Source organism: Methylovulum psychrotolerans (assembly GCF_002923755.1).
In the GTDB taxonomy this organism is placed as follows: domain Bacteria; phylum Pseudomonadota; class Gammaproteobacteria; order Methylococcales; family Methylomonadaceae; genus Methylovulum; species Methylovulum psychrotolerans.
Map to the genome: position 1 here is coordinate 630972 of NZ_PGFZ01000001.1, position 24354 is coordinate 655325.

27 protein-coding genes and 1 tRNA gene are annotated in these 24354 nt (G+C 50.6%); 18 read left to right on the plus strand and 10 right to left on the minus strand.

Annotated elements, in window-relative coordinates; genetic code table 11:
- Position 1: 1 nt before the first annotated feature.
- From AADEFJLK_RS02920 to AADEFJLK_RS02945, 5 genes are all read left to right on the plus strand, one after another.
- Positions 2-691, plus strand: coding sequence for a MotA/TolQ/ExbB proton channel family protein (locus AADEFJLK_RS02920; RefSeq protein ID WP_088619404.1), 690 nt, complete (start codon positions 2-4; stop codon positions 689-691).
- Positions 691-1116, plus strand: coding sequence for an ExbD/TolR family protein (locus AADEFJLK_RS02925; protein WP_103973244.1), 426 nt, complete (start codon positions 691-693; stop codon positions 1114-1116). The genes AADEFJLK_RS02920 and AADEFJLK_RS02925 overlap by 1 nt, the downstream gene beginning before the upstream one ends.
- 97 nt (positions 1117-1213) lie before the next feature.
- On the plus strand, positions 1214-3424 hold the full coding sequence (locus AADEFJLK_RS02930) for a TonB-dependent receptor (protein WP_103973245.1): 2211 nt from the start codon (positions 1214-1216) through the stop codon (positions 3422-3424).
- A gap of 473 nt (positions 3425-3897) precedes the next feature.
- A complete protein-coding gene (locus AADEFJLK_RS02940; protein WP_103973246.1) occupies positions 3898-4596 on the plus strand; it encodes a PepSY-associated TM helix domain-containing protein in 699 nt (232 codons plus the stop codon).
- A 2-nt stretch (positions 4597-4598) separates the two neighbouring features.
- Positions 4599-5282, plus strand: a complete 684-nt coding sequence (locus AADEFJLK_RS02945) for a Fe2+-dependent dioxygenase (RefSeq protein WP_103973247.1) — start codon at positions 4599-4601, stop codon at positions 5280-5282.
- A 488-nt stretch (positions 5283-5770) separates the two neighbouring features.
- On the opposite strand, the gene AADEFJLK_RS02950 is transcribed toward AADEFJLK_RS02945, so the two are convergent.
- From AADEFJLK_RS02950 to sodB, 5 genes are all read right to left on the minus strand, one after another.
- Complete coding sequence (locus AADEFJLK_RS02950) at positions 5771-6004, minus strand: hypothetical protein (RefSeq protein ID WP_211299133.1); 234 nt, start codon at positions 6002-6004, stop codon at positions 5771-5773.
- Between the two features lie 163 nt (positions 6005-6167).
- Positions 6168-6884, minus strand: coding sequence for a glutamine amidotransferase (locus AADEFJLK_RS02955; protein WP_103973248.1), 717 nt, complete (start codon positions 6882-6884; stop codon positions 6168-6170).
- A gap of 19 nt (positions 6885-6903) precedes the next feature.
- Entirely contained in the window at positions 6904-7407 is a 504-nt protein-coding gene (locus tag AADEFJLK_RS02960) for a DUF3455 domain-containing protein (RefSeq protein WP_103973599.1), read from the minus strand.
- Between the two features lie 5 nt (positions 7408-7412).
- A complete protein-coding gene (locus tag AADEFJLK_RS02965; RefSeq protein WP_103973600.1) occupies positions 7413-8108 on the minus strand; it encodes an SDR family oxidoreductase in 696 nt (231 codons plus the stop codon).
- A 75-nt stretch (positions 8109-8183) separates the two neighbouring features.
- The gene (sodB, locus tag AADEFJLK_RS02970) at positions 8184-8765 is read right to left on the minus strand and encodes a superoxide dismutase [Fe] (RefSeq protein ID WP_088619411.1); all 582 of its coding nucleotides are present in this window, start codon (positions 8763-8765) and stop codon (positions 8184-8186) included.
- Between the two features lie 356 nt (positions 8766-9121).
- On the opposite strand from sodB, the gene AADEFJLK_RS02975 reads away from it, so the two are divergent.
- The 3 genes from AADEFJLK_RS02975 to AADEFJLK_RS02980 all read left to right on the plus strand — a co-directional run bounded on the left by AADEFJLK_RS02975 (position 9122) and on the right by AADEFJLK_RS02980 (position 10261).
- Positions 9122-9208: transfer RNA gene (locus AADEFJLK_RS02975), tRNA-Leu, on the plus strand.
- Between the two features lie 25 nt (positions 9209-9233).
- A complete protein-coding gene (locus AADEFJLK_RS24320) occupies positions 9234-9383 on the plus strand; it encodes a hypothetical protein (protein ID WP_170065018.1) in 150 nt (49 codons plus the stop codon).
- 2 nt (positions 9384-9385) lie between these two features.
- Complete coding sequence (locus AADEFJLK_RS02980; protein WP_103973249.1) at positions 9386-10261, plus strand: GIY-YIG nuclease family protein; 876 nt, start codon at positions 9386-9388, stop codon at positions 10259-10261.
- A gap of 5 nt (positions 10262-10266) precedes the next feature.
- On the opposite strand, the gene AADEFJLK_RS02985 is transcribed toward AADEFJLK_RS02980, so the two are convergent.
- The 4 genes from AADEFJLK_RS02985 to AADEFJLK_RS02995 form a co-directional block, all read right to left on the minus strand.
- A complete protein-coding gene (locus AADEFJLK_RS02985) occupies positions 10267-10884 on the minus strand; it encodes a class I SAM-dependent methyltransferase (RefSeq protein WP_088619419.1) in 618 nt (205 codons plus the stop codon).
- Positions 10885-10979: 95 nt separating this feature from the next.
- The gene (locus tag AADEFJLK_RS24325; protein ID WP_170065019.1) at positions 10980-11132 is read right to left on the minus strand and encodes a hypothetical protein; all 153 of its coding nucleotides are present in this window, start codon (positions 11130-11132) and stop codon (positions 10980-10982) included.
- 21 nt (positions 11133-11153) lie between these two features.
- Complete coding sequence (locus tag AADEFJLK_RS02990) at positions 11154-11867, minus strand: DUF2490 domain-containing protein (RefSeq protein WP_088619420.1); 714 nt, start codon at positions 11865-11867, stop codon at positions 11154-11156.
- 149 nt (positions 11868-12016) lie between these two features.
- On the minus strand, positions 12017-13675 hold the full coding sequence (locus AADEFJLK_RS02995; RefSeq protein WP_088619421.1) for a SulP family inorganic anion transporter: 1659 nt from the start codon (positions 13673-13675) through the stop codon (positions 12017-12019).
- A gap of 290 nt (positions 13676-13965) precedes the next feature.
- Between AADEFJLK_RS02995 and AADEFJLK_RS03000 the strand changes: the two genes are divergently transcribed.
- From AADEFJLK_RS03000 to AADEFJLK_RS03045, 9 genes are all read left to right on the plus strand, one after another.
- Complete coding sequence (locus AADEFJLK_RS03000) at positions 13966-14328, plus strand: PilZ domain-containing protein (protein WP_088619422.1); 363 nt, start codon at positions 13966-13968, stop codon at positions 14326-14328.
- Positions 14329-14468: 140 nt separating this feature from the next.
- Entirely contained in the window at positions 14469-14711 is a 243-nt protein-coding gene (locus tag AADEFJLK_RS03005) for a hypothetical protein (protein ID WP_088619423.1), read from the plus strand.
- Positions 14712-14717: 6 nt separating this feature from the next.
- Entirely contained in the window at positions 14718-15068 is a 351-nt protein-coding gene (locus AADEFJLK_RS03010) for a Spx/MgsR family RNA polymerase-binding regulatory protein (protein ID WP_088619424.1), read from the plus strand.
- Complete coding sequence (gene dapE / locus AADEFJLK_RS03015) at positions 15065-16198, plus strand: succinyl-diaminopimelate desuccinylase (protein ID WP_103973250.1); 1134 nt, start codon at positions 15065-15067, stop codon at positions 16196-16198. The genes AADEFJLK_RS03010 and dapE overlap by 4 nt, the downstream gene beginning before the upstream one ends.
- Before the next feature lie 165 nt (positions 16199-16363).
- Positions 16364-17629: a calcium-binding protein gene (locus AADEFJLK_RS03025; RefSeq protein ID WP_146054498.1), complete on the plus strand. Its 1266-nt coding sequence runs from the start codon at positions 16364-16366 to the stop codon at positions 17627-17629.
- 27 nt (positions 17630-17656) lie between these two features.
- On the plus strand, positions 17657-18508 hold the full coding sequence (locus AADEFJLK_RS03030; RefSeq protein ID WP_103973253.1) for a class I SAM-dependent methyltransferase: 852 nt from the start codon (positions 17657-17659) through the stop codon (positions 18506-18508).
- Between the two features lie 197 nt (positions 18509-18705).
- Positions 18706-20286 (plus strand): HD domain-containing phosphohydrolase, encoded by a 1581-nt coding sequence (locus AADEFJLK_RS03035; protein WP_103973254.1) that lies wholly within the window; start codon positions 18706-18708, stop codon positions 20284-20286.
- Between the two features lie 72 nt (positions 20287-20358).
- Entirely contained in the window at positions 20359-21537 is a 1179-nt protein-coding gene (locus AADEFJLK_RS03040; RefSeq protein ID WP_170065020.1) for a M20 aminoacylase family protein, read from the plus strand.
- Positions 21538-21606: 69 nt separating this feature from the next.
- Positions 21607-22068 (plus strand): YaiI/YqxD family protein, encoded by a 462-nt coding sequence (locus AADEFJLK_RS03045; protein ID WP_088619429.1) that lies wholly within the window; start codon positions 21607-21609, stop codon positions 22066-22068.
- A gap of 45 nt (positions 22069-22113) precedes the next feature.
- Here the strand turns inward: AADEFJLK_RS03045 and AADEFJLK_RS03050 are convergent, their stop codons facing one another.
- A complete protein-coding gene (locus AADEFJLK_RS03050; RefSeq protein ID WP_088619430.1) occupies positions 22114-22695 on the minus strand; it encodes a bacteriohemerythrin in 582 nt (193 codons plus the stop codon).
- A 296-nt stretch (positions 22696-22991) separates the two neighbouring features.
- Between AADEFJLK_RS03050 and AADEFJLK_RS03055 the strand changes: the two genes are divergently transcribed.
- Positions 22992-24221, plus strand: a complete 1230-nt coding sequence (locus tag AADEFJLK_RS03055) for a nucleoside recognition domain-containing protein (protein WP_103973255.1) — start codon at positions 22992-22994, stop codon at positions 24219-24221.
- Positions 24222-24354: the final 133 nt, after the last annotated feature.

Consider the following 24354-nt stretch of genomic DNA (forward strand, 5'->3'; position numbering starts at 1 on the left):
GATGGATTTACCACATTTTTTAGCACAGAGCGATAGCGTCGGGCAAACTTTGTTTGGGCTATTGCTGGGCATGTCGATGGCAAGCTGGTTTTTCATCCTTGTCAAAGCTTGGCAAGGCCGCGTGGGCCGTCGCCGTAGCCAACGGTTTTTGGCGCAATTTTGGGAAGCGGCCTCTTTGGATGATGTCGCCCAGTCGTTAAACCGGCATCCTGCCAACGAACCCTTTGCCCATTTAACCCACCATGCCATCAGTTCCTCCCGGCATCATGCCGTTCACGGTGCGCATCGTCTGCATGAAGCGGGTTCGGCTACGGAGTTTTTGACCCGTGCCATGCGTCGCGTCATTGACGAAGAAACCGCTAAGCTTGAGTGGGGGCTAACCGCTTTGGCTTCCATCGCCAGCACTGCGCCGTTTGTCGGTTTGTTTGGCACGGTATGGGGTGTTTACCACGCACTGATCGGCATCGGTAAAGGTGGGCAAGGGACGCTGGACCAAATCGCCGGGCCTGTAGGCGAAGCATTGATTATGACCGGATTGGGTTTGGCAGTCGCCATACCCGCTGTATTGGCTTATAACGATTGCTCACGCTCGAACCGCTTGACGTTGGCAAAGCTTGATGCCTTTGCCCATGATTTGTTTGCATTTTTGACCACGGGTGCTGCCGTGCCGCCACAAACGGGAGGCCAATGATGGCGTTCGGAGGTTTTGACCAAAACAAAAATGCGCCTCCCGTTGCGGAAATTAATATGGTGCCGCTAATCGACGTGATGTTGGTGCTGTTAATTATTTTTATGATCGCCGCACCCTTGATGACACATACCGTGAAAATCGACTTGCCAAAAACAGGTGGGGCGGCGCAACCCGAACAACCGGAGGCGGTCAGCTTGTCAATCAATGCCGACCAACATTTGTTCTGGAACAACAAGCACTTGTCACGCATGGAGTTCCAACAACATCTACAGGAAATTGTCACACAAACCCCGCAACCGGAAGTGCATATCCGTGCCGACCAAGCCGTGCCGTACCGACTGATAGCCGAAACCTTGTCAGATGCCGCCCAAGCGGGCGTAACCCGGATTGGCTTTGTCGCCGCGTCTGAATCAAGCAAGCAATAATAGTTTTGATTTTATTGAAAATTTTATTTTAAATCAGCCACCCAGCATTTCCCCAGCTAGGCAGCCATTTTGAACACTATAAACCTGAGGGGGAAACATGAATAAGGCTATAAATCAAAAAGCCAAATGGCGGTTAGGTACGTTCGTGCCGCTGGGGGCAATGTTGAGCGGTTTAGTCATGGCAGGCGAGCCTGCCGTCACTTATCCTGCCAAGACGGACACCCGCCATTATCAGCCGCACCGCCACCCTGCGGAAGACGACGAAACCGTACTGGAAGATGTCAAAGTCAAAGCCGCACAAGCGCCGAAACCCAACCGCTTCAAGGCGGAAACTTCCACAACAGGTGGTAAGGCCGAGATGGCACTCCGCGATATTCCGCAATCGGTCAGTGTCGTCACAAAAGAGCTGATCAAATCTCAAAATGCGTTCAATTTGCGGGATGCACTAAGAAACGTCAGTGGCCTAACCATAGCTGCTGGTGAAGGTGCACGCACAGGCGATTCCATCACTTTACGCGGATTTGCAGCCAATACCGACAATTATTTGGATGGTGTGAAAGAAAATGGGCAATACAACCGTGACACTTTTTTTATCGAGAAAGCTGAAGTGCTGAAAGGCGCGTCATCCATTCTATTTGGGCGCGGAGCCACTGGTGGGGTGATTAACCAAGTCGCCAAAAAACCGACGGGCAAAACAGGGGTGACGGGTGCTTTCACTTACGGGTCTTATGATTTTAAGCGCACGACCCTTGATGCTGAATCGGCTTACCAAAACCTGTCGGCGCGGCTGAATTTCCTGTTCCAAGATAACGGATCGTTCCGCGATTACAACGACACTCAGCGGCTAGGCTTAGCACCGTCGTTCCGCGTGAAAGTTGACGACGACACCAGCATGGATTTGAGTTTGCTGCATCAGGAAGAACAGGGGGTGTTCGATTACGGTGTGCCGATGTATCGCGGCAAACCCGCCGATGTGCCGATCAACACTTATTACGGTTTTACCGATAATCGCTTGCTGGATACTGACACCAACGTCGCTACAGTCGCCCTTAACCACCGGTTCAACAGTGATTTTTCAGTGAAAAATACCGTGCGGGTCGGAGCGTACCAACGTGATTATCTGACCCATTTATTCGGAGCAGTCACAGACACGGGCGCAACGTCCACAGTGGCACGCACCCAAGCCTTGCGCCGTAATGAGCAGGACAATGTCTATAACCAGACTGATTTTACCTATAAAAAACCGTTATGGGGTTTCAACAACACGCTGATGTTCGGTAGCGAATTCGGTTGGGAAAATTACGGTTTCAAATCTAAAAGCTCAACCGGAGTCAGTAGCATTTCGATATTTAATCCGGTGATATCCGCCAGTAGCACGGGTTTGGCGAGCGATTTTAGCGGCACATTGGCAACTGACCGTTACACCAAGGCACAAACTTACGCGGGCTATGTGCTGGATCAGTTTGAAATTACGCCGGAATGGAAGTTATTGGCGGGTACGCGTTATGACCAATTTGATGCCCAGCAACTCGACCGCATCAGCACCAATAATTTCAGCCGCAGCGATAGCCAATGGAGTCCGCGCAGTGGCTTGGTTTGGCAACCGGACAAAGCGCAGTCGTATTATTTTAGCTACGGCACTTCGTTTAACCCCTCGGCGGAAAGTTTATCTATCACCGCGGCCAACGCTAATTTGCCGCCGGAACATAACCAAAATTTTGAAATCGGTGCGAAATACGATGTGTTTGGCGGGCGTTTGGGCGTGACCGCCGCTTTGTTCCGTCTGGAAAAAACCAATGCCCGCACCACTAACCCCAACGATTCCGCGCTGAGTATTTTGGCGGGCGAACAGCGCACCGATGGTTTTGAATTCGGCTTGGCGGGTGAAGTGTTGCCGCGTTGGGATATGTCGATGACTTATGCGTATTTGGATGCCAAAATCACCAAATCGACCACTACGGCAGTGGGTACGGTCAGTGGCCTGACCAAATCGTTCGAAGGCATGAGCGCAACCAACGTGCCGGAACACAGCGGCGTATTTTGGAACAGTTACCACATTACGCCGCAGTGGGAAGTCGGGGGAGGCGTGTTCTACGCTTCCGACCGCTATGCTGATAGCGTTAACGAAGTGACCTTACCCGCGTATGCACGTTTGGATGCTGTCGTTGCGTATCACCAGAAACATTACGATGTGCAGATGAATGTTTTTAACTTGGCGGATACGGTTTATTACGAATCAGGGCAGACAAGCTCGGCCTTACCGGGCGTACCGTTGTCGGCACAGGTGACGGTTAATATGAAATATTAACTGACGTTACGCAGTAACGTGCTTTACCCCCGTTTGCCGCGCCGAGCATCGCAGGGTTTGTCGGGATTAGCCCGAAGGGGCGCGGCAGGGATGCCGCGCGTCGGTAAAGGGGCAGGAGCCCCTTTTACCGACCCCCGACAAAACCGAGAAGCGCAGGAAGAAGCGGCAATCGGGCCGCCTTTTCTTTGGATACTTTCTTTTGGCGGAGCAAAAGAAAGTATCTCGCCTTCGGGTGCGAGAACCCGATTAAAAAAACGTCGCGATAGCGACTCATCGCTACATTTTTCAATATCGCAAAAATGACTGCGTAACATCAGATATTAATGTCGGTTAGCAGACCTAACTTAATATTTTGCACCGATTGCGGCGGGTTACGCGACCGTTGGCCCGCCGCCCTTTTGTTCATGCCTTTTGGATATGACACATCCTATGCCATTCAAACAGTTACCAAAAAACATCATTTAACTCACCCAATGAACACCAGCCAATCTACAACCACCCATTCCCCTAAAAAAACGCAAGGCGGCTATCTTTTTCTGCCCAAACCTTTCGCCCGTGGCGCATTCTTAAAATGGTTACGCCGCACCCATGCCTGGCTGGGCTTATGGGGCGCGATGCTAGGGTTGCTGTTTGGTGTGTCAGGCATCCTGCTGAACCATCGTGACATCCTAAAAATCCCCGCCGTCAAAATAAGCCAACACGAACTGCAATTGCCATTGCCCGAACCGCACCCCAGTGATCCTAAAGCCTTGGCGGCTTGGTTGGGTCAGACTTTAAATATCGACATCAAACATGCCAAAATTCGCCTAGAACCCGCCAAACAGATCATCTGGAACAATACCGACTTCCTGCAACCGCCACTGTGGCAAATTACCGTGCGTAATCCCAAACGCATGTTACAAGCCGACTATTGGCAAGGCAACGCCTTTGTCAGCGTCAAACAAGGCGAAGGCAATATTTTCGCCTTGTTGACCAATCTACACAAAGGCTCAGGCATGGGCATCGGCTGGATATTATTGGCGGACACGCTGGCGGGCAGTTTAATCGTGCTGAGTTTGACCGGAACGTTGCTGTGGACAGGATTGCACGGCAGACGCATTGTGGCAGTCGGTTTAGTGCTGGCTTGCTTGAGTTTGGGTTTGTTTTTCACCTGGCAAGCGATAGGCGAATAACCATGCTGATCCACATACCCGAACTGCTCAACCCACAAACTTTGCGGCAATGTCGTGATTTGCTCACTGATGCCGCTTGGGTAGATGGACGAGTCACCGCCGGAACGCAATCGGCGCAAGTTAAAAACAATTGGCAATTGTCCGAGCAAAGCCCCGAATGTCAGACCTTGCGCCCGATTATCGCCGATGCCTTAAATCAAGACGCATTATTTTTATCCGCCGCATTGCCGAAACGGATTTTTCCGCCTTTATTCAACCGCTACCAAGGTGCGCACAACGCCTTCGGCAACCATATCGACAACGCCCTCCGCGCTTGCTCCGTCACTGGGCAACGCATCCGCACCGACTTGTCGGCAACGGTGTTTTTAAGCGACCCGGACAGTTACCAAGGCGGAGAGTTGGTGATTGAGGACACTTACGGGCAACACGCGGTGAAATTAGCGGCGGGCGATATGGTCCTGTACCCTGGTTCCAGTCTACATCGTGTCGAACCGGTCACCAGCGGTGTGCGGCTTGCGTCATTTTTCTGGATAGAAAGCATGGTGCGGGAGACTGAACGCCGCCGCCTATTGTTTGAGATGGACATGGCCATCTTGGAACTGCGCAACACCCAAGGCGATACGGCCGCTGCCGTCAATTTGACGGGCTGTTACCACAACTTATTGCGGATGTGGGCGGATGTATGAGCGCCCAATAATTAATCACGGGTAAACCCTCGGCTCTGCCGGAGACACAGCAAAAGTTTGACATTAAGCGGTTAATCCGTCCATGATTCGACGACCCTCGGAAGTCCCTGTGGGACAAGCTTAGGCCGAACGGTTAATCCTAAATCCGAAAACCTGACCGCTTAAAGTATACTTATGCCAGGACAAAGGGATAGGAGCCTAAGAAGGGGAGTCGCTATTTTTGCGAAAGATTGCTTCGGCATCCTTGCCGGTCAATCAGCAAAAATCACGCGACCGCTTATGCCTTCGGCTGCCCCAGCCGTCCTGGTCACTCGCTCGCCACCCAACAAGGGGTGGCTCACATGCTCTCCAATGACTCGACGCGATTTCGTATAGCCTGCATTTTCACTTCCGCTTCGCTTCGTGAAAACTCAGGCACTATCGCTTCTGGGGACTACTCGACTCCTGTCTCGCAGCGCTAGCAGGGGAATTGCCCAGCAGAAGCCGACTTATTCTCCAGAAAATAGCCGCACTAGAGGAGTCTGCGGAGAAATGACACTGGCACACAGCATGGATGTGGCAATCAGCCATTCCTCATACGGCGGTATTCCGACTGCCAGTGTTGTTTGCAGAAAATTATCTGCGACCCGTGATGCCCAGCCACCTTCAAGCACCTTGAACACAAAATAGCCCTGTTCCAGCTCCCCTTCATGCCAAAACGCCAGCATATCGCCTTCATCCATGACTTGAAAGGCTCGCGGATACTGAAAAAAACCTCAACAAACGCTTCACTCTCTTGCGCCCGACCAATCAATAGACGCAACCCGTGGCGCGAATACGCGATTTCCACTATTTCCGCACCAGCACTCCAGTGACAAAACGCTCCAATCGGTTCAGTGCGCATTGTCATGAATCCCGTACTATCGCCATAAACCGCGCCAACAAAGCATTAGCCGCCTCCGTATCGGCAACCGCCGCCTGTAAGGCCGTCACATCCACCGCATTCGCCGTTAACGCCCCTGCCTGTTCGTCGATATACGCCCGCATAATCGCCGCCGAAAATTCGGGATGGAACTGCACCCCCCACGCATTAGCGCCCAAACGGAAAGCATGGGTCGCCTCAAAAGCATTCGCAGCCAAACACACCGCCTCAGCGGGTAAAGCACTGACGGTTTGGGCATGGGTGACATGCGCCAGAAACGTGGTCGGCAAACAGCCTAACAGACGGTCTGCCCGCCCCGCTGCCGTCAGTTGCACGGCTACCGTGCCTATCTCCCGCCCTTGCGGATGATAAGCCACCTGCCCTGCCATCGCCTGCGCCAAGAGCTGATGACCAAAGCAAATCCCCAGCAACGGGATACGCTGTGCCAACACCTGCGGCAACCATGCCGCCACCGCCTGCATCCACCCAGCCTGATCCGTCACCATCGCGGGCGAACCGGTAATGATGACCGCCGCCAAACTTTCCGCCGCAGGCAACACCGCCCCGGCGGCGACATCCACCACATCGACCATCTCGGCGGACAATCCGCAGCCAGCGATAATCCAATCCTCAAAATCCCCCGACTTTTGCCGGATACCCGGAAAAGTCGATCCCGTTTTGATAATGGTTAAGGCAAACATAACGGCTTAGCGCAACAAATTAACGGGCTTTAAAAAACACATAATCCGCCGTATAGGCGACGCGCTTTTCACTGCCCAAATGGTTGCTGTTGCAACCCGACACAGGCGGCAAACCGCCGACCGTTTTAATCCGGGTGATAAAACGGGTTTGTGCCAACAAGCCTTTACCTTCATGGCCGACTGCTTCCAGCAATAGCCAAGGAACCGATGTGTCAGGGCTTACATCCAATTTTTCCAACACCTTGCCCGTCACCTTACTGCCGTCCGCTGCTTCCCACGTCGGCCCCGCAAAATGCTTGCCGATGACCTGGCCTTGATTATTGCGCAGCACCGCCTCCGGTGCCAGATATTGCCAAGCGTATTGACCTTGGCTAAAGGTACACTGATAAACCTGCTCACCCTGGGCATGGGCCGCCCCAAACGCTTCATGGCCGACAGGCGGCTTAATCGCCGCCGGACCTTGGCACTCGGCAAAGGCCGTTCCAGCCAGCAACAGCGTCCCTAACAACAGCATTCTTAACATAGGCTTCACCACGGCATTACGTTGCCATCATACTTAATAAAATCACCCGATTGTCCTAAGGTGAACCGGGCGATGACTTGGCGCATTCCGCTAATGCTCTCCTCTTTTTCGATTAAGGCATTAGGGCCGCCCATATCTGTTTTAACCCAACCGGGGTGCAGCGTCAAGACCCCAATGGCTTGCGGTTTTAAGTCGATGGCTAAGCTCTTCATCGCCGCATTCAACGCCGCCTTACTGGAACGGTAATAGATGCTGCCGCCACTGGTGTTGTCGGTAACGCTGCCCATCAGGCTGCTGACATTCACCACCAATTTCTGCCCACTACGCAGTAACTGCGGCAAAAACGCCTCGGCCATTTTCATCGGTGCTTGGGTATTGATGACAAACGACTGCAACCAGAGCGGATAATCCAGTTCCCCAAAAGCATTCGTACGGTTATCGCCATATACGCCCGCATTGTTCAGCAACACATCCAGCTGAATATCCGCCAATTTCGCCGCCAGGGCATCAATAGCGGCGAAATCGGCCACGTCTAAGGCCTCCACTTGGATGCCGGGATATTGCCCCGCCAACGCCAATAAAGCCTGCGCTTGGGCAGGCTGGCGGCAACAAGCGATCACTTGCCAACCGTCTTGCACATACTGTCGGCAAAACTCCAACCCTAAACCCCGGTTAGCACCGGTTATTAATACTGTAGCCATGTTTTTCTCCCATAAAAAAGCCCCCTGCATCGGCAAAGACACAGAGGGCTAGATAGCAACCGTAAAAACCGGAACTTACGCGGCGAAATTAGCAGCGGCGAAATTCCAATTTACCAACGCCCAAAAAGCTTCCAAATATTTAGGACGCGCATTGCGGTAGTCGATGTAATAGGCATGTTCCCAAACGTCACACGTCAACAACGGCGTTTGGCCTGTAGTTAACGGGCAACCGGCATTGCTGGTGCTGACTAAGCCTAAGCTACCGTCGGCATTTTTCACCAACCACGCCCAACCGGAACCAAAGGTGCCGACCGCGCATTTAGTGAATTCTTCTTTAAACTGGGCAAAAGAGCCGAATTTTGCATTAATCGCCTCAGCCAACGCACCGGTAGGTTCGCCGCCTGCGTGAGGCGCCAAGCTGTTCCAGTAAAAGGTGTGGTTCCAGACTTGTGCGGCATTGTTGAAAATGGGGCCGGAAGATTTCAGGATGATTTCTTCCAATGATAAGCCTTCAAATTCGGTGCCAGGAACCAAATTGTTCAGGTTAGTCACATAGGTTTGGTGGTGCTTACCGTGATGAAACTCTAAAGTCTCTTCAGAAATATAAGGGACCAATCTGTTGCTAGCATAAGGCAAAGCAGGAAGTTCGAAAGCCATTTGATTATCCTAAATAAACGTTAAAAGAAAGGGGTCGGCAAACCACTGGCTACATGAAATACCCAGTAATGTGCTAAGCTATAACTGTAGCACTGCTGGGCAATTAAATAAAGCCGGACTTGCTTAAATTGTCTGCCAGAGCGCAACCCAGTGCCGCCCAAGCCCCGCCGCGCCAGTATTTTCCGTCCAAACCCACCAAAAACGTCAAACCTAAGCGACTGTTTTAGTATAAAAACCTGATAACAGTGCTACACAGTATCGGCCAATATCCTGCTTTTTTATAAAAAAATCATCCTCAGGACTGGTTTATTTTTATTCTTGCTATATAATGCGCCGCTTAACCAAACAGTTTCTATGCCTCGGTGGCGAAATTGGTAGACGCAAGGGACTTAAAATCCCTCGGTGGTAACACCGTGCCGGTTCGACTCCGGCCCGAGGCACCAAAAAATTCAAAGGCTTACGCATTTTATGTGTAGGCCTTTTTTATTGCCTGTTGAAAATGCCGCCATTGTAGAGACGTTGCACCGCAACGTCTCTAGCCACCTCTCCACTGGGGAGGCCTCACCACCCGAATCGGCCATTGTCCAACAATCCACCCATATACACTTAACGCAATAGCTATGTTCAACGCAAAATTTGGTAAAACCATCAAATTGTTCTTAATGGATGCCGACCCGGATGGACGCATAATCTGTGAACTGTCAAACTGGACAGGCAAAGCCTATAGAATCCCGCGCGGCAAAGTGAAGGACTGTGCCAATCGTCAAGAACTTAATGGCACTACGGTATATTTATTATTTGGCAAAGCTGAGTCGTCCGTCGCCAAACCTAAGGTTTATATTGGCGAAGCCGAAAACGCCTATAGCAGACTGGTACAGCATATTGGCGAAAAAGAATTCTGGAACGAAGCAGTGGTATTTATTAGTAAGGATGAAAATCTAAATAAAGCCCATATCAAATATCTGGAATCCCGTCTCCACGAAATTGCCTCCACCGCTTCCCGTTACGACATCCAAAATGCCAATACCCCTACACGATCGGCAATTTCAGAAGCCGATCAGGCGGAAATGGAGGAGTTTATTGAGTATATCAAAATGCTCATTAATACTATGGGCTTCAAGGTTTTTGAAGCCTTTATCAAAGAGGAAATAGCCCAAACGGATTTTCTCTATATAAACGCCGCTAGAGGGGCGCATGGCAAGGGCAAACGGGTTGCGGATGGTTTTGTGGTGTTTAAAGGCTCTGAGATAGCCCCAGATACTGTCCAGTCAATGTCTAAAAGCCTCAAATCCTTTCGTGACGAATTGCTGGAAAATAGGGTTATTGAAGACATGGATGGCAAATTAATCTTTCAACGCGACTATCTTTTTAGCAGCCCGTCAACTGCCGCCGCCATTGTCATGGGGCGCAACGCCAATGGCCTTGTCGAATGGAAGGACAGTAACGGCAGAGTTTTAAAGTCCATTGAAGAACAAGAAATACAAGCCGCCCTATAACATCACTACTTCCTCGCCTCAATCAACTTAATCATATCACCGCTTTGCTCATCCACGCGCACCGACACAAAAGGGCACGCCTTAACGTTCTTAACGGTATTGCGGTCGATATTCGCGCCGAACAGGCGCAAGACCAGCGGGTTGAGGCGGTGCATCAGCCACGCCAGCGGCGGCCTGGAACTGAGCACATGCTCCAGCAATAAAACTTGGCCGCCGGGCTTGCAGACCCGGTGCAGTTCTTTAAGGCCTTTTAAGGGCATGGGTACAGAGCAGAATACGAAACTGGCGACCACTGTGTCGAAACTGTTATCGGCAAAATACAAAGCCTGCACATCCATCAATTCCAGATCGACCACCACTTTTTTGCGTTCACGCTGCTGCTGTGCCTGCTTCAGCATCCCCGGGCTAAAATCAATCGCGGTAATGCGGGCGTAACCCGGATAATGGGCAAAATTTTTCCCCGTCCCCACCCCAACTTCAAGGATATGATAACCGTCTACTTTCGCCCACAGGCGTTTGCGCCATCTTTTAAAAAACAGGCCTTCGATAACGGCCTCCAAGACTTCAAAATAAGGGGCTATACGGTCATAGCGTTTTCTGACGGTTTCGCTATCGGTTTTCATAAGCACTCAGGGGTTGGTAACAGGAAAGCGGGCATGGTACAGCGGGATAGGCGGGGGCGGCAATACATTTTGGCAGGGCAGCCAAGGGGGTGGGCTTATGGTTTGCCGTAGATTTTCAGGACTAAGCGGTAAAACCAAGCGGGGCGGAACACCACCACCCACATCAGCCATAAGCCGGTAATGGGGATGGGGCCGATTTCCAGCAACGTAACGACCAGCAATACCAAAAGGCAAACAATGCGTGTCATTACGAAGCCCCCTGAGGCTAATTAGAAATTGATAAACACCGACCCCATAATCAAGTGTCGCATGGTGTCGCTGGTGTGGGTAAGATTCTCCACATATTGGTTCATATAACCCAATTCGGTACGGACATTTTTATTAAACGACCAACCCAAACCGGCAAACGCGCGGTTTTGGTCAAAACCCGCCTGGCCGCCATAAGGCGTGTCGTTAAGGCGGATAAAAAACTCATCCCAAGCAATCAGGCTCAAACGCGGCTCGGCTTGCAGCGGGTGCATAAAGCGCACCATTTGCCGTGGCCGGACACGCACATTGCTGTCTTGTAAAAAGTTACTTTCTACCAACGTCCGTAAGGATAAGGTACCGAAGCTGGTCGGCAAAACATAGCGCAGACCCGGCCAAACATCTTGCTGGGAGACAAAGCTCTTGCCGATATTTTGTGTCGGCAACCAAGTGTAACCCGCCCAAACAGTAAGACGCTCAGTGAGCGAATAACCCACTGCCGCCCGCACCATACCTTGATACCAATGGCTAAAATCGCCGTCATAACGGGATTGGCCTTCCAGCCAGATACGGGTTTTTTCCAGTTTCGGGTCGATAATTTTTAAACTGCCCTCACCTACCATTTGCAGCCAGCTACCGTCATCCTCAACAAAGGTGGGGGCAGGGCCTGCGGCAGTGGCTGGCGGCGCTAAAGCGCCAAAACCCATTATCATGGCTAATGCCAGTAATTTTTTCATAGTATACGCCTATTTGCATTCACAATCGTTGTACCCGTGATGCGGTTATCAGTGATGTCGCACACAAAATAAAGCTGATCCAATGTGCGGCGGCTATCAGCTCATGACGACAAGAAAGGTGCGGGCATCAACAGCCCGCACCAGAATGTTTAACTAAAAGACAGCGTCTTATGCTTACGCGCGGCTAACGGGTGTTGCGAATAGGCTTCATGGTATTCCAATCCGTAAAACTCACATTTGCCGCCTTGGGCTTCATAGTCATGTTGGAAGTGGTGCATATATTCCATAAAGCTGTGGTCGAGCAAAAAGGCATCGTTTAACTGAAAAATGACCGTCTTACCTTGCCCTACCGTCATCATGGCATCTTTTAAGGCCATAAAGTTAGAGAAAATGGCCGCACCGCTGATTTTTACCCATACCGTATTGTCATCAGCCTGTTGGATTTCAAAGTGGATTTTAAACAAATTATTAAACTTAACGCCCCGGCTGATATGGATTAACAGCTTAACAACAATCCCTAAGGCAACCCCGACCAATAAATCGGTGGCGATAACACCGACAATCGTCACCACAAACAAGAAAAACTGCTCTTTACCCAAACCCAAGACTTTGCCGAACTCTTTGGGCGAAGCCAGACGGAAGCCGGTAAAGACTAATAATGAAGCCAGTGCCGCTAAAGGAATACTATGGATCAGGCGCGGGAAGAAGGCCACAAACAGTAACAAAAAGACACCGTGGAAAAAGTTCGCCCAACTAGTTTTAGCGCCATTAGTGACATTGGCGGAACTGCGGACAATCTCGGCGATCATCGGCAAGCCGCCGACCAAACCTGCCACCAAATTGCCTGCACCCACCGCCATTAAATCCTTATCCAAATTGGCTTGGCGTTTATAGGGATCCAGTTTATCCACCGCCATCGCGCTTAACAAGCTTTCTAAGCTGCCGACCAAACAGATACTGACCACCGCTTCCCAAAATTCGACGGTGGCGAATTTTGAAAAATCAGGAAAGTAAAAGCTGGACATAAAATTATCAGAAATGGCCACCAAAAACTTCGGCCCTATAGTCGCTTCATGATGCGGCAAAATCGTCGCATCGGGCAAAAACAAATACACATGCTCATGGTCAAGGTCAAACACCTTACCCAAACCTATCCCGACCAACACCACGATTAACGGGGCGGGGATCATTTTCAGATAGCGGTTTTTCACCACCGTCCACAAGATCAAAATAGCCAAACCGGAAAAACCGATAATGGCAATTTCAGGATTCATATTAATAAAGCTATTGGGAATCTGGGCGATAGTAGAAATCAGACTGCTGCCTTTGGTAGGCGCACTGCCAAGCACGGTATGGATTTGTTTCGCCATAATAATGATGCCGATGGCCGCCAACATTCCGTGGACTACCGAGGCCGGAAAAAACGAACTCAGCCGACCAGACTTAAAATAGCCCATCAGAATCTGAAACACACTGGCGACCACAATCGCCGCCAAGGTGTAACGGTAGCCCGCCATGGCATCGCCTTCGCCTAAAGACTGCACAGCTCCCAAGACCACGACAATCAGACCTGCCGCCGGGCCGTTAATAGTCACATACGAACCACTGATACGCGACACCAATACCCCGCCAATCACAGCGGTGATGATACCGGCTGACGGCGGAAAGCCAGAAGCCATAGAGATGCCTAAGCATAACGGCATAGCGATCAAAAATACCAGAAAACCCGACAACAAGTCACTGTGCCAGTTTTCTTTTAATCCGGCCAAGCCGGTTTGCGGCAACGCGGATGGGCTTACCTTACTCATAAATGTTTCCTCAGATTAATCGGGCTGTTTAGAGCTTAAATTGCAATTAACATGCCAATATAATTTATTTTATACCTCATTGGTTTTAATGTTTTTTTTTGTAAAAACCACCCATTATGGACATCCAAAAGGGCAAAACAACCGATTTCCGGTTGATTTCAACCGCCCACCACCAATACTGATTGCTTAGCAACAAATTGCTGGTACGTTTAAATTTGCAACCATCATTGCCTAATCATTAGGCGTTGCGTATCATTCTGGACTAACACTAACTACGGCAGGAAAAAACGATGTCCCAGATTCCCGAAAACAAACGTCGGCATGTGCGTGTACCCACTAATCTGGCGTATCGCTTTGTTGTCGAAAACCAAGAATATGTCGGTCAAGTCGGTAACATCAGTTTAAGCGGTGCGTTCTTATCCGCACCAAACCCTCCGCTAAACCCTTCGCATCTGTGCCAATCAGGTATTCTGCAAATCTGCCTGCACCATGAGGCCCTGACACTAAAATGCGACATTATCTATGCGGCAACCATCGAAGGGACTTTTCCGGTTGGTGTCGGTGTCTGTTTTAGCGAAACCGATGCACCAACCCAGCAGTCCATAAAAGCATTAGAGGCGGCACTAGGATTAAAAAGTCATCCGCCTCATTAAGCTACTGGCACGGTTCCTCGCCTAACCCTGGGTAAAATGCGGAAATCGTCAGGCCAATGCCAATAAACTCATACTAAAAACGCGCAGTTAAGCTACACTAATGGAATAGATTACTTTCCCCACCTTTGGAGCTAAAGATTATGAGCGACACTATCTCAAATAACGCCGTCATTTACGCCACCCTTGCCTTAAACAGCGAAGTCGCTTTACAACGCGAATACTTGGCATCAGATGATGTGCCGGAAGACGAGCGCGAAAATGAAGAAGACATTCTTGCCGACTTAGAACAGGCTTTCATGGAGTTTATCGACATTTACAAAGTGCGTTGTAAAGCCGACCCTGAACTGCCCACGTTAGATGAACTGTTAAACAGCCAACTCTAATGCCAGATGACCACCGTCTTAACCTTATATGGCATCACCACCTGCCAATCTGTTAAAAAAGCGCGGCGCTGGCTAGAGCAACACCACAAACCCTACCGCTACCACGATGTCCGCGCCGATGGCCTCAACGCCGAGCAACTGCATGATTTTGTTGCGCGTGCCGATTGGAAACTGCTGCTTAACCGCAGCAGTACCGCATGGCGGCAATTATCCGCCGAACAGCAAGCCGACCTTAACCAAGAAAAAGCCATCGCCCTGATCTTGGCAACCCCCACCCTAATGAAACGTCCGGTATTGGATACCGGCGTGCAACTACTGGTCGGCTTTACTGCCGAACGCTACGAAACCGAACTATGAGCGACACTTTAGACCTGCTTAAAACCCTGATTAGCCGCCCCTCCATCACCCCGCAAGATGCCGGTTGCCAAGATTTGCTGGCCGAACGCCTGACCCCATTGGGTTTTAGCGCCGAGCGGCTGGATTTTGCCGACACCCAAAACATTTGGCTAAGACGCGGCCAAAGCCAACCCTTATTGACGTTTCTGGGGCATACCGACGTGGTGCCGACCGGCGCGTTAACGGCGTGGGATTCGCCACCGTTTGAGCCGACCCTACGCGACGGTAAACTGTACGGGCGCGGGGCGGCTGATATGAAAGGCGGCATCGCCGCGTTCGTTACGGCGGTGGAGCGTTTTCTCAAACAGCACCCCGACCACCAAGGCTCGCTGGCCGTCATGATGACCAGCGATGAAGAAGGCATTGCCACCCACGGGGTCGTCAAAGTCGTTGAAGTGCTGGAAGCGCGGGGCGAAAAAATCACCTGGTGCTTAGTCGGCGAACCGTCCAGCGACAAACGCATCGGCGACGTTATCCGCGTCGGACGGCGCGGCTCTTTGTGCGCCCGCCTGACCGTCATCGGCATCCAAGGCCATGTCGCCTACCCCGAATTGGCCGAAAACCCTATTCATACCTTCGCCCCAGCCTTAAAAGCCCTGACCGAAGAAGTCTGGGATCAGGGTAATGCTTTTTTTCCGCCCACCCGCCTGCAAGTATCGAACATCAACGGCGGTACGGGTGCGGAAAACATTATCCCCGGCGAACTGGAAGTGCAATTTAACTTACGGTTCTGCACCGAACTCAATGCCGAAACCATCCAGCAACGCACCCGTGCCATCCTCGACCGCTTCGGCTTTAACTACCGCTTAGACTGGCGCTTATCAGGACAGCCGTTCCTGACCGCCTCCGGCGATCTGGTGGCCGCGACCCATGCCGCCATCAATAGCGTCACTGGCTACGAACCTAAAGACGACACAGGCGGCGGCACCTCAGACGGGCGTTTTATCGCCCCCACTGGCGCACAAGTCATCGAATTGGGGCCGCTCAATGAAAGCATCCACAAAATCAACGAGCATATCGGCGTGGCTGATCTGGAAACCTTATCGGCGATTTATGAGCAAATTTTAGTGAATTTGTTAGTCCGCGCTTAGAGACAGCCCTAAATAGCCAATCATGTACCGCAATATTCTAGGCCAGCAATTTATTCCCTAACTACCGTGGCAATTCCCTATGGATATGCTAACCTTAATGATGTTATGGGAAAGCCATAGCAGGGTGTAATACATTGCAACATTTTTATTAAATGGGTGGTTATCATGGCAATTTTAAAAGGCGATAAGCAAGCAAATATTATCAACGGTAGTGCGGAAAATGATGCCATATTCGGTTATGGCGACAACGATGTTTTGACGGGTGGTTTGGGTAATGATGTTTTGAATGGCGGAACGGGTGCCGACCAGTTAAGTGGCGGCGATGGCAACGATATTTATATCGTGGATAATGTCGGCGATGTGGTTTCAGAAACGCTAGGGGCGGGATTTGACGCTGTCCGCTCCTCAATAAGCTGGACATTGGGCGACAACGTAGAAAAATTGGTGCTGATAGGGAAAGCGGCTATTAATGGCACGGGTAATGGCTTGGACAATAATCTAGTCGGCAACGCCGCCAACAATATCTTGGTAGGCGGTGCGGGTAACGATTTCTTGGAAGGTGGCTCAGGAGCCGATACCTTGATGGGTGGCGCAGATGACGACCACTTAACCATCGATGACTTTAACAGTGATGTCATCGATGGCGGCACAGGCATGGATAGCCTGCAAATAAAGGCCAGTAACCAAACCTTGGATTTACGTTATGCGCCAACGATAACCAATATAGAAACCATCCGCTTGGCGGACAGCCACAGCACCTTGATGGTGTCGGCAGAAAGCATCATTAACCTCAGCAGCGATAGCGATACGTTAAAAGTTGACGGCAGCGCCAATAACACGCTGATGATGGAAAACGGCTGGGCAGATAACGGCATTACCGGCAATTATCATATCTTCACCAAAGATAATGCGGTTTTGCAAGTCAATGCCGCCATTACCGATATCGAAATAATCCCTCACTTCAGCGCTTACACCATTTCAGATGTGGCAACCGCCGCCCGTGTCGGCGGTAGTTTCGATAGCGGCGTGCAGACAATCACGATTGATTTTGGCGGCAAAGCTTATAATAATTGGGCGTTAAGCTCCATTGACCTGAGCGGTTTTGGCTTGGAAGATAAGCTGGTTATTGCCCAAAAAGATGGGGCGATCAATTCTAGCAGAGCTTATTACCATAACGGTTCGCACGAGCGGACAAAATACATCAGCCAATCTAGGTCTTCTACGTCTTATACAGGCTTCCATTTTGTCGCTAGGGATAGGGTGTCTTGGCAAGCTGGGGCAACCCATGCTTTACTCGTCAGTTCGTCTTCTACGTTCTATTCTTCGACGCGCACCAGTTCTGCCCAAGCCCGTCCGGGCATCCCCACCAATCAAATCCTGCTCACAGGCCTGCCCGCAGGTTTGGCCGATAGCCACTTTGTGTTTGTGTAACAGACCGCCACACTAAGGAAACCTACCATGAACCCCGCCGAACCCCAAGCATCATCCCCCGTCAAACTGCCTTATTTTGATTACCTGCTCGCTTTACTCAAAGACGGCAACGAAGCCGTAGCCAAAAGTTTTGGCCGGCACGTCCACTGGGGCTATTGGGAAACGCCTAAGCAAGCCACCCTGACGACCGACGACTTTGCCGAAGCCGCCGAAGCCCTGTCGGCGCAAGTGTGCTTGGCGGGCAATATCCACAACGGCCTCAGCGTGCTGGATGTCGGTTGTGGGTTTGGCGGCACTATCGCCCATATCAACGAGCGTTATGTGCGCATGGACTTGGTGGGCTTAAATCTGGACGAACGGCAACTGCAACGCGCCCGCGCCACGGTACTGGCCACCGAGCAGAACCAAGTGGCGTTCCGGCAAGGCAACGCCTGCGCCCTGCCCTTTCCCGACCAGTCGTTTGATGTGGTGCTGGCAGTGGAATGTATTTTTCATTTTCCCGACCGCAAGCAGTTTTTTCAGGAAGCCTACCGCGTCCTTAAGCCCGGCGGTTATTTGGCCTTATCGGATTTTGTCGCCGACACCAAACTCTTACCGCTGACCCGCCTAAAACTGCCGGACTGGGCATTCTACGGCAAATGCAATTTGCAATTTTCCGCCGCCGATTACCGGCGACTTGCCGCAGCCACCGCGTTTACGCGCGTGACCGAGCGTGACATCACCGTAAACACCTTGCCCACTTATAGTTATCTGAGAAAATTGGCTCGGCAACAAGCCCGGATTATCAGCAAAAGCGCGGTGCTCGAAACCTTAGCGGCGGAAATCGCCAGCCGCTTGGCCTTATTGAACTATATGGTTTATGGTTTTAAAAAGAATTGAAGCAGCACAGCCTTGCTGCCCAATCGGCAGTTTCCCTGCCCTTGGTTGATACGGTGCAATCCATTATTGGTGAGCGGGTGAAATCCAGACATTACAATTCCCACAGGTAAAATTTCGCTTTCGCTGCCTCGTCTCCCGCGTTATGATTCTGATAGGCCTATGTCACTAACGACTAAAATAAAAGGCAGGGCATATTAATGGACAATCACCTTATCAGCCAGCTTGAGAAACTCATCGATATTGGCATTGCTTTGTCTGCCGAACAGGACAGTAGCCGACTGTTGGAAATGATTTTACAGGGGGCAAAACAAATCACCCGTGCAGATGGGGGGACGCTATACAGTATCGAAGGCAATGCCATAAAAATGGCTATTGTGCTGTCCGATAGCTTGGGCATCAATTTGGGCGGCAGTTTTGGCGTTCCGGTGACGATGCCGGATATTCCTTTGTATTTTGAAGATGGCGCACCAAACTTAAAAAATGTGGTCAGTTGTTCTTTCCATCATAATAAAACCATCAATATAGCCGATGCCTACCATAATCAGGACTTTGATTTTGCAGGCACGAAAGCGTTCGACCTACAAAACCAATACCATTCAAAGTCTTTCCTGGCCGTACCGATGCGCAACCATGAAGGTGACATTATCGGCATTTTGCAGCTTATCAATGCCATAAACGCCAGCGATAATAAAGTGATGGGGTTTGATGAAATATCCCAACACATTACCGAAGCTTTGGCATCACAAGCGGCGATTGTCCTGACCAAGCAATGTCTGATCGACGATTTGGCAAATATGTTCGAATCGTTGGTGCAATTGATCGCTACGGCGATTGACAATAAATCCCCTCATACCGGGGAGCATTGCCGCCGGGTGCCGGAATTGACCATGATGGTCGCCGAGGCGGCACATAATACCCGGCACGGTTATTTGCGTGATTTTGTCATGACCGATGCCGACCGCTATGAGCTTAAAATTGCCGGCTGGCTGCATGATTGCGGCAAAATCGCCACGCCCGAATCGGTCATTGATAAGGCGACTAAATTACAGACGATAGTTGACCGGATAGTATTGCTGGAGACCCGTTTTGAGGTAGTAAGGCGGGATAGGGAAATTGCTTTGCTGAAACAACAAATCCAGGCTTTAGAGCAAGGGCAGACACCGGAGAGTGCCGGCACACAGGCCTATTTGGCGGCATTGGCCGAACTGGATGAAGATTTGGCTTTCATCCGGCAGGCCAATAAGGGCGGGGAATTTATGCCACCTGAAGACCAGGAGCGTATCCGCGCCTTTAAGCACAGAAGCTGGCGCTTAGGTGGCGAAATGCAGCCTTTGCTAAGCGATGATGAAATTGATAATTTGACCATTGCCAAAGGCACGCTGAATGCTGAGGAAAGGCGCATCATTAACCAGCATATCGATGTCACGATTGCCATGCTGGAGAAAATCACGTTTCCTAAGCATCTGCAACATGTCCCCGAATATGCCGGCGGCCACCATGAAAAAATGGATGGGACGGGATATCCTAAAGGCTTGTACCGTAGCCAGATGTCCATCCAAGCCAGAAGCATGGCGATTGCCGATATTTTTGAAGCCTTAACGTCTAAGGACAGGCCTTACAAGCAAGGCAAAACCTTGTCCGAATCCTTGGCTATCTTAAAAAAAATGAAAGAAACCAACCATATTGATCCTGACCTGTACGATGCGTTCATTGAGCAAAAGGTTTACCGGCATTATGCCGAAAAATTTCTTGATGATTATCAGTTGGATGTTGAGTAGGGCTGCTGTTGGCAGCTACTGGTTCTTGCTTTAGGGTAAGATCGCTTTTTCCCCGTAAATTTTCCGTTTCCCATGTCGACTACCCTCTCTTTAAGCTATTTACATGCCGCCATGCGCGAATGGCGGCGGCATTTGCACCAATATCCCGAAACAGCGTTTGAGGAAACCCAAACCGCACAATTTGTCACCGCTAAATTGCGTGAGTTTGGCTTAGATGTACATGAGGGCTTGGGCGGGACAGGCGTGGTGGGTACGTTGCGTGCCGGCACGGGCGGGAAAAAAATCGCCTTACGCGCGGATATGGACGCGCTGTTTATTCAGGAACACAACGGGTTTGCCCATAAATCCCGCCATGACGGCAAGATGCACGCCTGTGGCCATGACGGGCATACCGCGATGTTGTTGGGGGCGGCTTGTCATCTGGCGCAACAGCCGGATTTTGACGGTACGGTGTATTTTATCTTCCAACCTGCCGAAGAATGCCGAGCCGGGGCGAAGGCAATGATTGATGACGGTTTGTTTGCGTTGTTTCCCGCGGATTGCGTGTTCGGGATGCACAATTATCCCGATATTCCGCTCGGCCAGTTTGCCGTTAAGCCGGGCGCGATGATGGCGGCTTTTGATTGCTTTGAAATTATCCTGCAAGGCCAAGCCACCCATGCGGCAATGCCGCATTTGGGCAATGATGCCGTGGTCGCCGCCGCACATTTGATTACGGCCTTGCAAACGATTGTCAGCCGTCACCTTAACCCTGCCGACGCGGCGGTGGTCAGTATCACGCAAATCCATGCGGGTAACACTTGGAACGCCATTCCCGATAGCGTGACCTTAAGGGGGACAGTGCGCTGTTTTAAACCGGAACTGCAAACGCAAATCGCCGCCCAACTCCGCCATCTTACCGGGCAGATTGCGGCGGCGTTTAACGTCAGCGCCACGGCTGTGTTCAATCCCGAAAATCCCGGCTATCCGGTGACATGGAACAGTGCCGCAGAAACCGAGCAGGCCCGCCAAGCCGCGATTGCCATAGTAGGGGAAGCGGGGGTTGACGGACAACCCGCTTCCAGCATGGGGTCGGAAGATTTTGCCTTTATGTTACAGGAAAAGCCGGGCTGTTATCTGTGGATAGGCAACGGTTCGTCCGCCAATAGCTGTTTGCTGCATAATCCGCATTATGATTTTAATGATGCGATATTGCCGATAGGGGCAGCGTATTGGGTGGCATTGGTGGCGACGGTATGTCCGGTATTATAACTTAAAAATGTTGACAAGCCGCCTAATGTCCTGCAAGGTTAAGCCTTTTTTGCCTGATAGGGAGTCGCCATGCAAATATGGGTCGATGCCGATGCTTGTCCTAAGCCGATTAAAGATATTTTATTTCGGGCGGCGGAACGCACTGCCATTACCACCACACTGGTCGCTAACCAACAGTTGCCGATACCGCCGTCGCGTTATATCAAAATGCTACGCGTGCATTCGGGCTTTGATGTCGCCGATAATGAAATCGTCAGCCGCTTAAGTGCGGGGGATTTGGTGATTACCGGTGACATTCCTTTGGCTAGCGAAGTGCTGGCTAAGGGTGGTCATGCCATTAATCCGCGTGGCGAACGCTATAACCAAGAAACCATCAAGGAACGCCTAAATATGCGGGATTTTATGGATACGCTACGGGCCAGCGGCATTGATACCGGCGGCCCCGCCGCCTTAAGTGCGCGTGATGTGCAGGCCTTCGCCAATCAGTTAGATGGGTTTTTAGTCCGGCGACAACTTAACGGTCAGGTTTGATACAGATTTTTAAGCCAACGGTTTAACGCTGTTTTACCGACTTGTTTATTTTGGGTGTTTAGCCGCCGTCACTGCGGCCAGTTTAGCCTCCAGTTTATGGCAACGGTCCATAGATAGGTGCCATAAGTCCAGTACCGAATCCAACATTAAATGGGTAGTCGCTGCGTCATAGTTGACGGCGTGCCGTGCCTCGTAAGCTTGTTCGGGTGTCGCACCGTGGTGGATGGCAAAAATTTGTGCCGCCATAATCCGGTCTATGCCGAGTATGTGGTAGATCAGCCATGAGGTGATGAAGCTCACCAACTTTTCTGCAATATCCCCCACCTCCTCTTCCGAGTACAAATGTTCCTGCATGTTTTGGATGTCGTAGATAAACGATTTGTGTTCCATCCGGTGAACATTGATATGGCGGGGGTCTAGGTGATGATGTTGCATCAGCAGTTCTTCATCGACAAAATGCTGGCCGGCGTATGCCATTAATTCTGTCAGTATGGCATCGATCGGCGCTTGTCTGCATACCCCTTCGGTCACATTTTCGGGCAATAGGTTAAGTAGTTCGAATAATTTTTTATGTTGTATGTCGACAGATTCTATTTTTACCGAAAAATGGTCTGACCAAGTTAACATCCGCTTCTCCAAATAATGTGCCCAACCAGCCATACATGTTAGTGCATGATAGATAAGACTATGGTTTTTAATGTTTTTTCGACTTAAGCAATGTTTGCCAGTTTTTTTATATTATCTTGTTGGGTATTTATATTTTTTCATGGGAATTGCCCAATTTAAGCGTCAGTTCTGGTGTAAGCTATTTTACCCCTTATATTGTAGGGTTAAAAATTTATTAAATCCCTACAAGCAATCGGTGCGGCTTTAACCTTGTGGGGCAATTGCCGTCATTATGCTGTCTTTTCTAAGTTCTTGTTATGCTCAATCGTATTTGGAGTGGTTTTTTTCTGGTGGCTTTTCTTGTCGCCTCAATTAAGGTGTTATACTTTGGCGACCAGCAAGTATTTGCCGAGATGTTGGCTGCTTTATTCGCGCAGGCCAAAGCGGCGTTTGAGATTGCCTTGGGGCTGACCGGGGTGTTGGCATTATGGTTGGGGATTATGCGCGTTGGCGAGCAAAGCGGTTTTGTCCGCTTGCTGACCCGTGGGCTTACGCCGCTGTTTAGCCGTCTGATGCCGGAGGTGCCGAAAGACCATCCGGCGTTGGCGGCGATGGTGATGAATTTGTCGGCAAATATGTTAGGCTTGGATAATGCCGCGACTCCCCTGGGCATTAAGGCCATGCAGGAGTTACAAAAGCTGAACCCCAAACCGGACACCGCCAGTGCCGCGCAGATTCTGTTTATGGTGATTAACAGCTCCAGCGTCACTTTGTTGCCGGTGACGATTTTCAGTTACCGGGCGCAATTGGGGGCGCAAAATCCTACCGATGTGTTCATCCCTATTTTACTGGCGACCTATATATCGACACTAACTGGATTGTTAACGGTGGCTTTTATCCAGAAAATCAATTTGCTCGATAAAGTGGTATTGGCGTATTTACTGGGTCTGACTGTGTTGGTGGGCGGTTTGTTAGGCTATTTTTCGGCGTTACCGCAAGCGCAAATGCTGGCACAATCGGCATTGTTAAGCCAAGTTTTACTCTTTAGCCTGATCGTGGCGTTTATTGCCGGCGCGGCTTATAAAAAAGTGGACGCTTACGCGGCGTTTATTGACGGGGCAAAGGATGGTTTTCAAACGGCGGTGACGATTGTGCCATATTTGGTGGCGATGCTGGTTGCGATTGGCGTGTTCCGTGCCAGTGGGGCTTTTGCCCTGTTAGCGGAGGCATTGCGTACCGCAGTGGCTGCCTTGGCACTGGACGGGCGTTTTGTCGATGCCTTGCCGACCGCCTTAATTAAGCCGTTTAGCGGGAGTGCGGCGCGGGCTTTGATGATCGATACGATGCGGACGGCGGGTGTGGATTCTTTTGCCGGACGCTTGGTCTGTATTGTCCAAGGCAGTACCGAAACAACGTTTTATGTGCTGGCGGTGTATTTGGGGGCGGTCGGAGTCAGGCATAGCCGTTATGCGGTTACTTGTGGCTTGCTCGCCGATGGGGCTGGCGTATTGGCAAGTATTGTGGTGGCTTATTGGTTCTTTGGTTAATGACTGTAATACTTTGATATTATTTGTTATTTGTATTTGTCATCGGCTATTTCGGAACAAGGCAAGAGGGAGCCGCAAAAAAACGGTCTAATTGGGCAAGTTTTTATTAAAACTGTGAACTGGTTACTTGAAT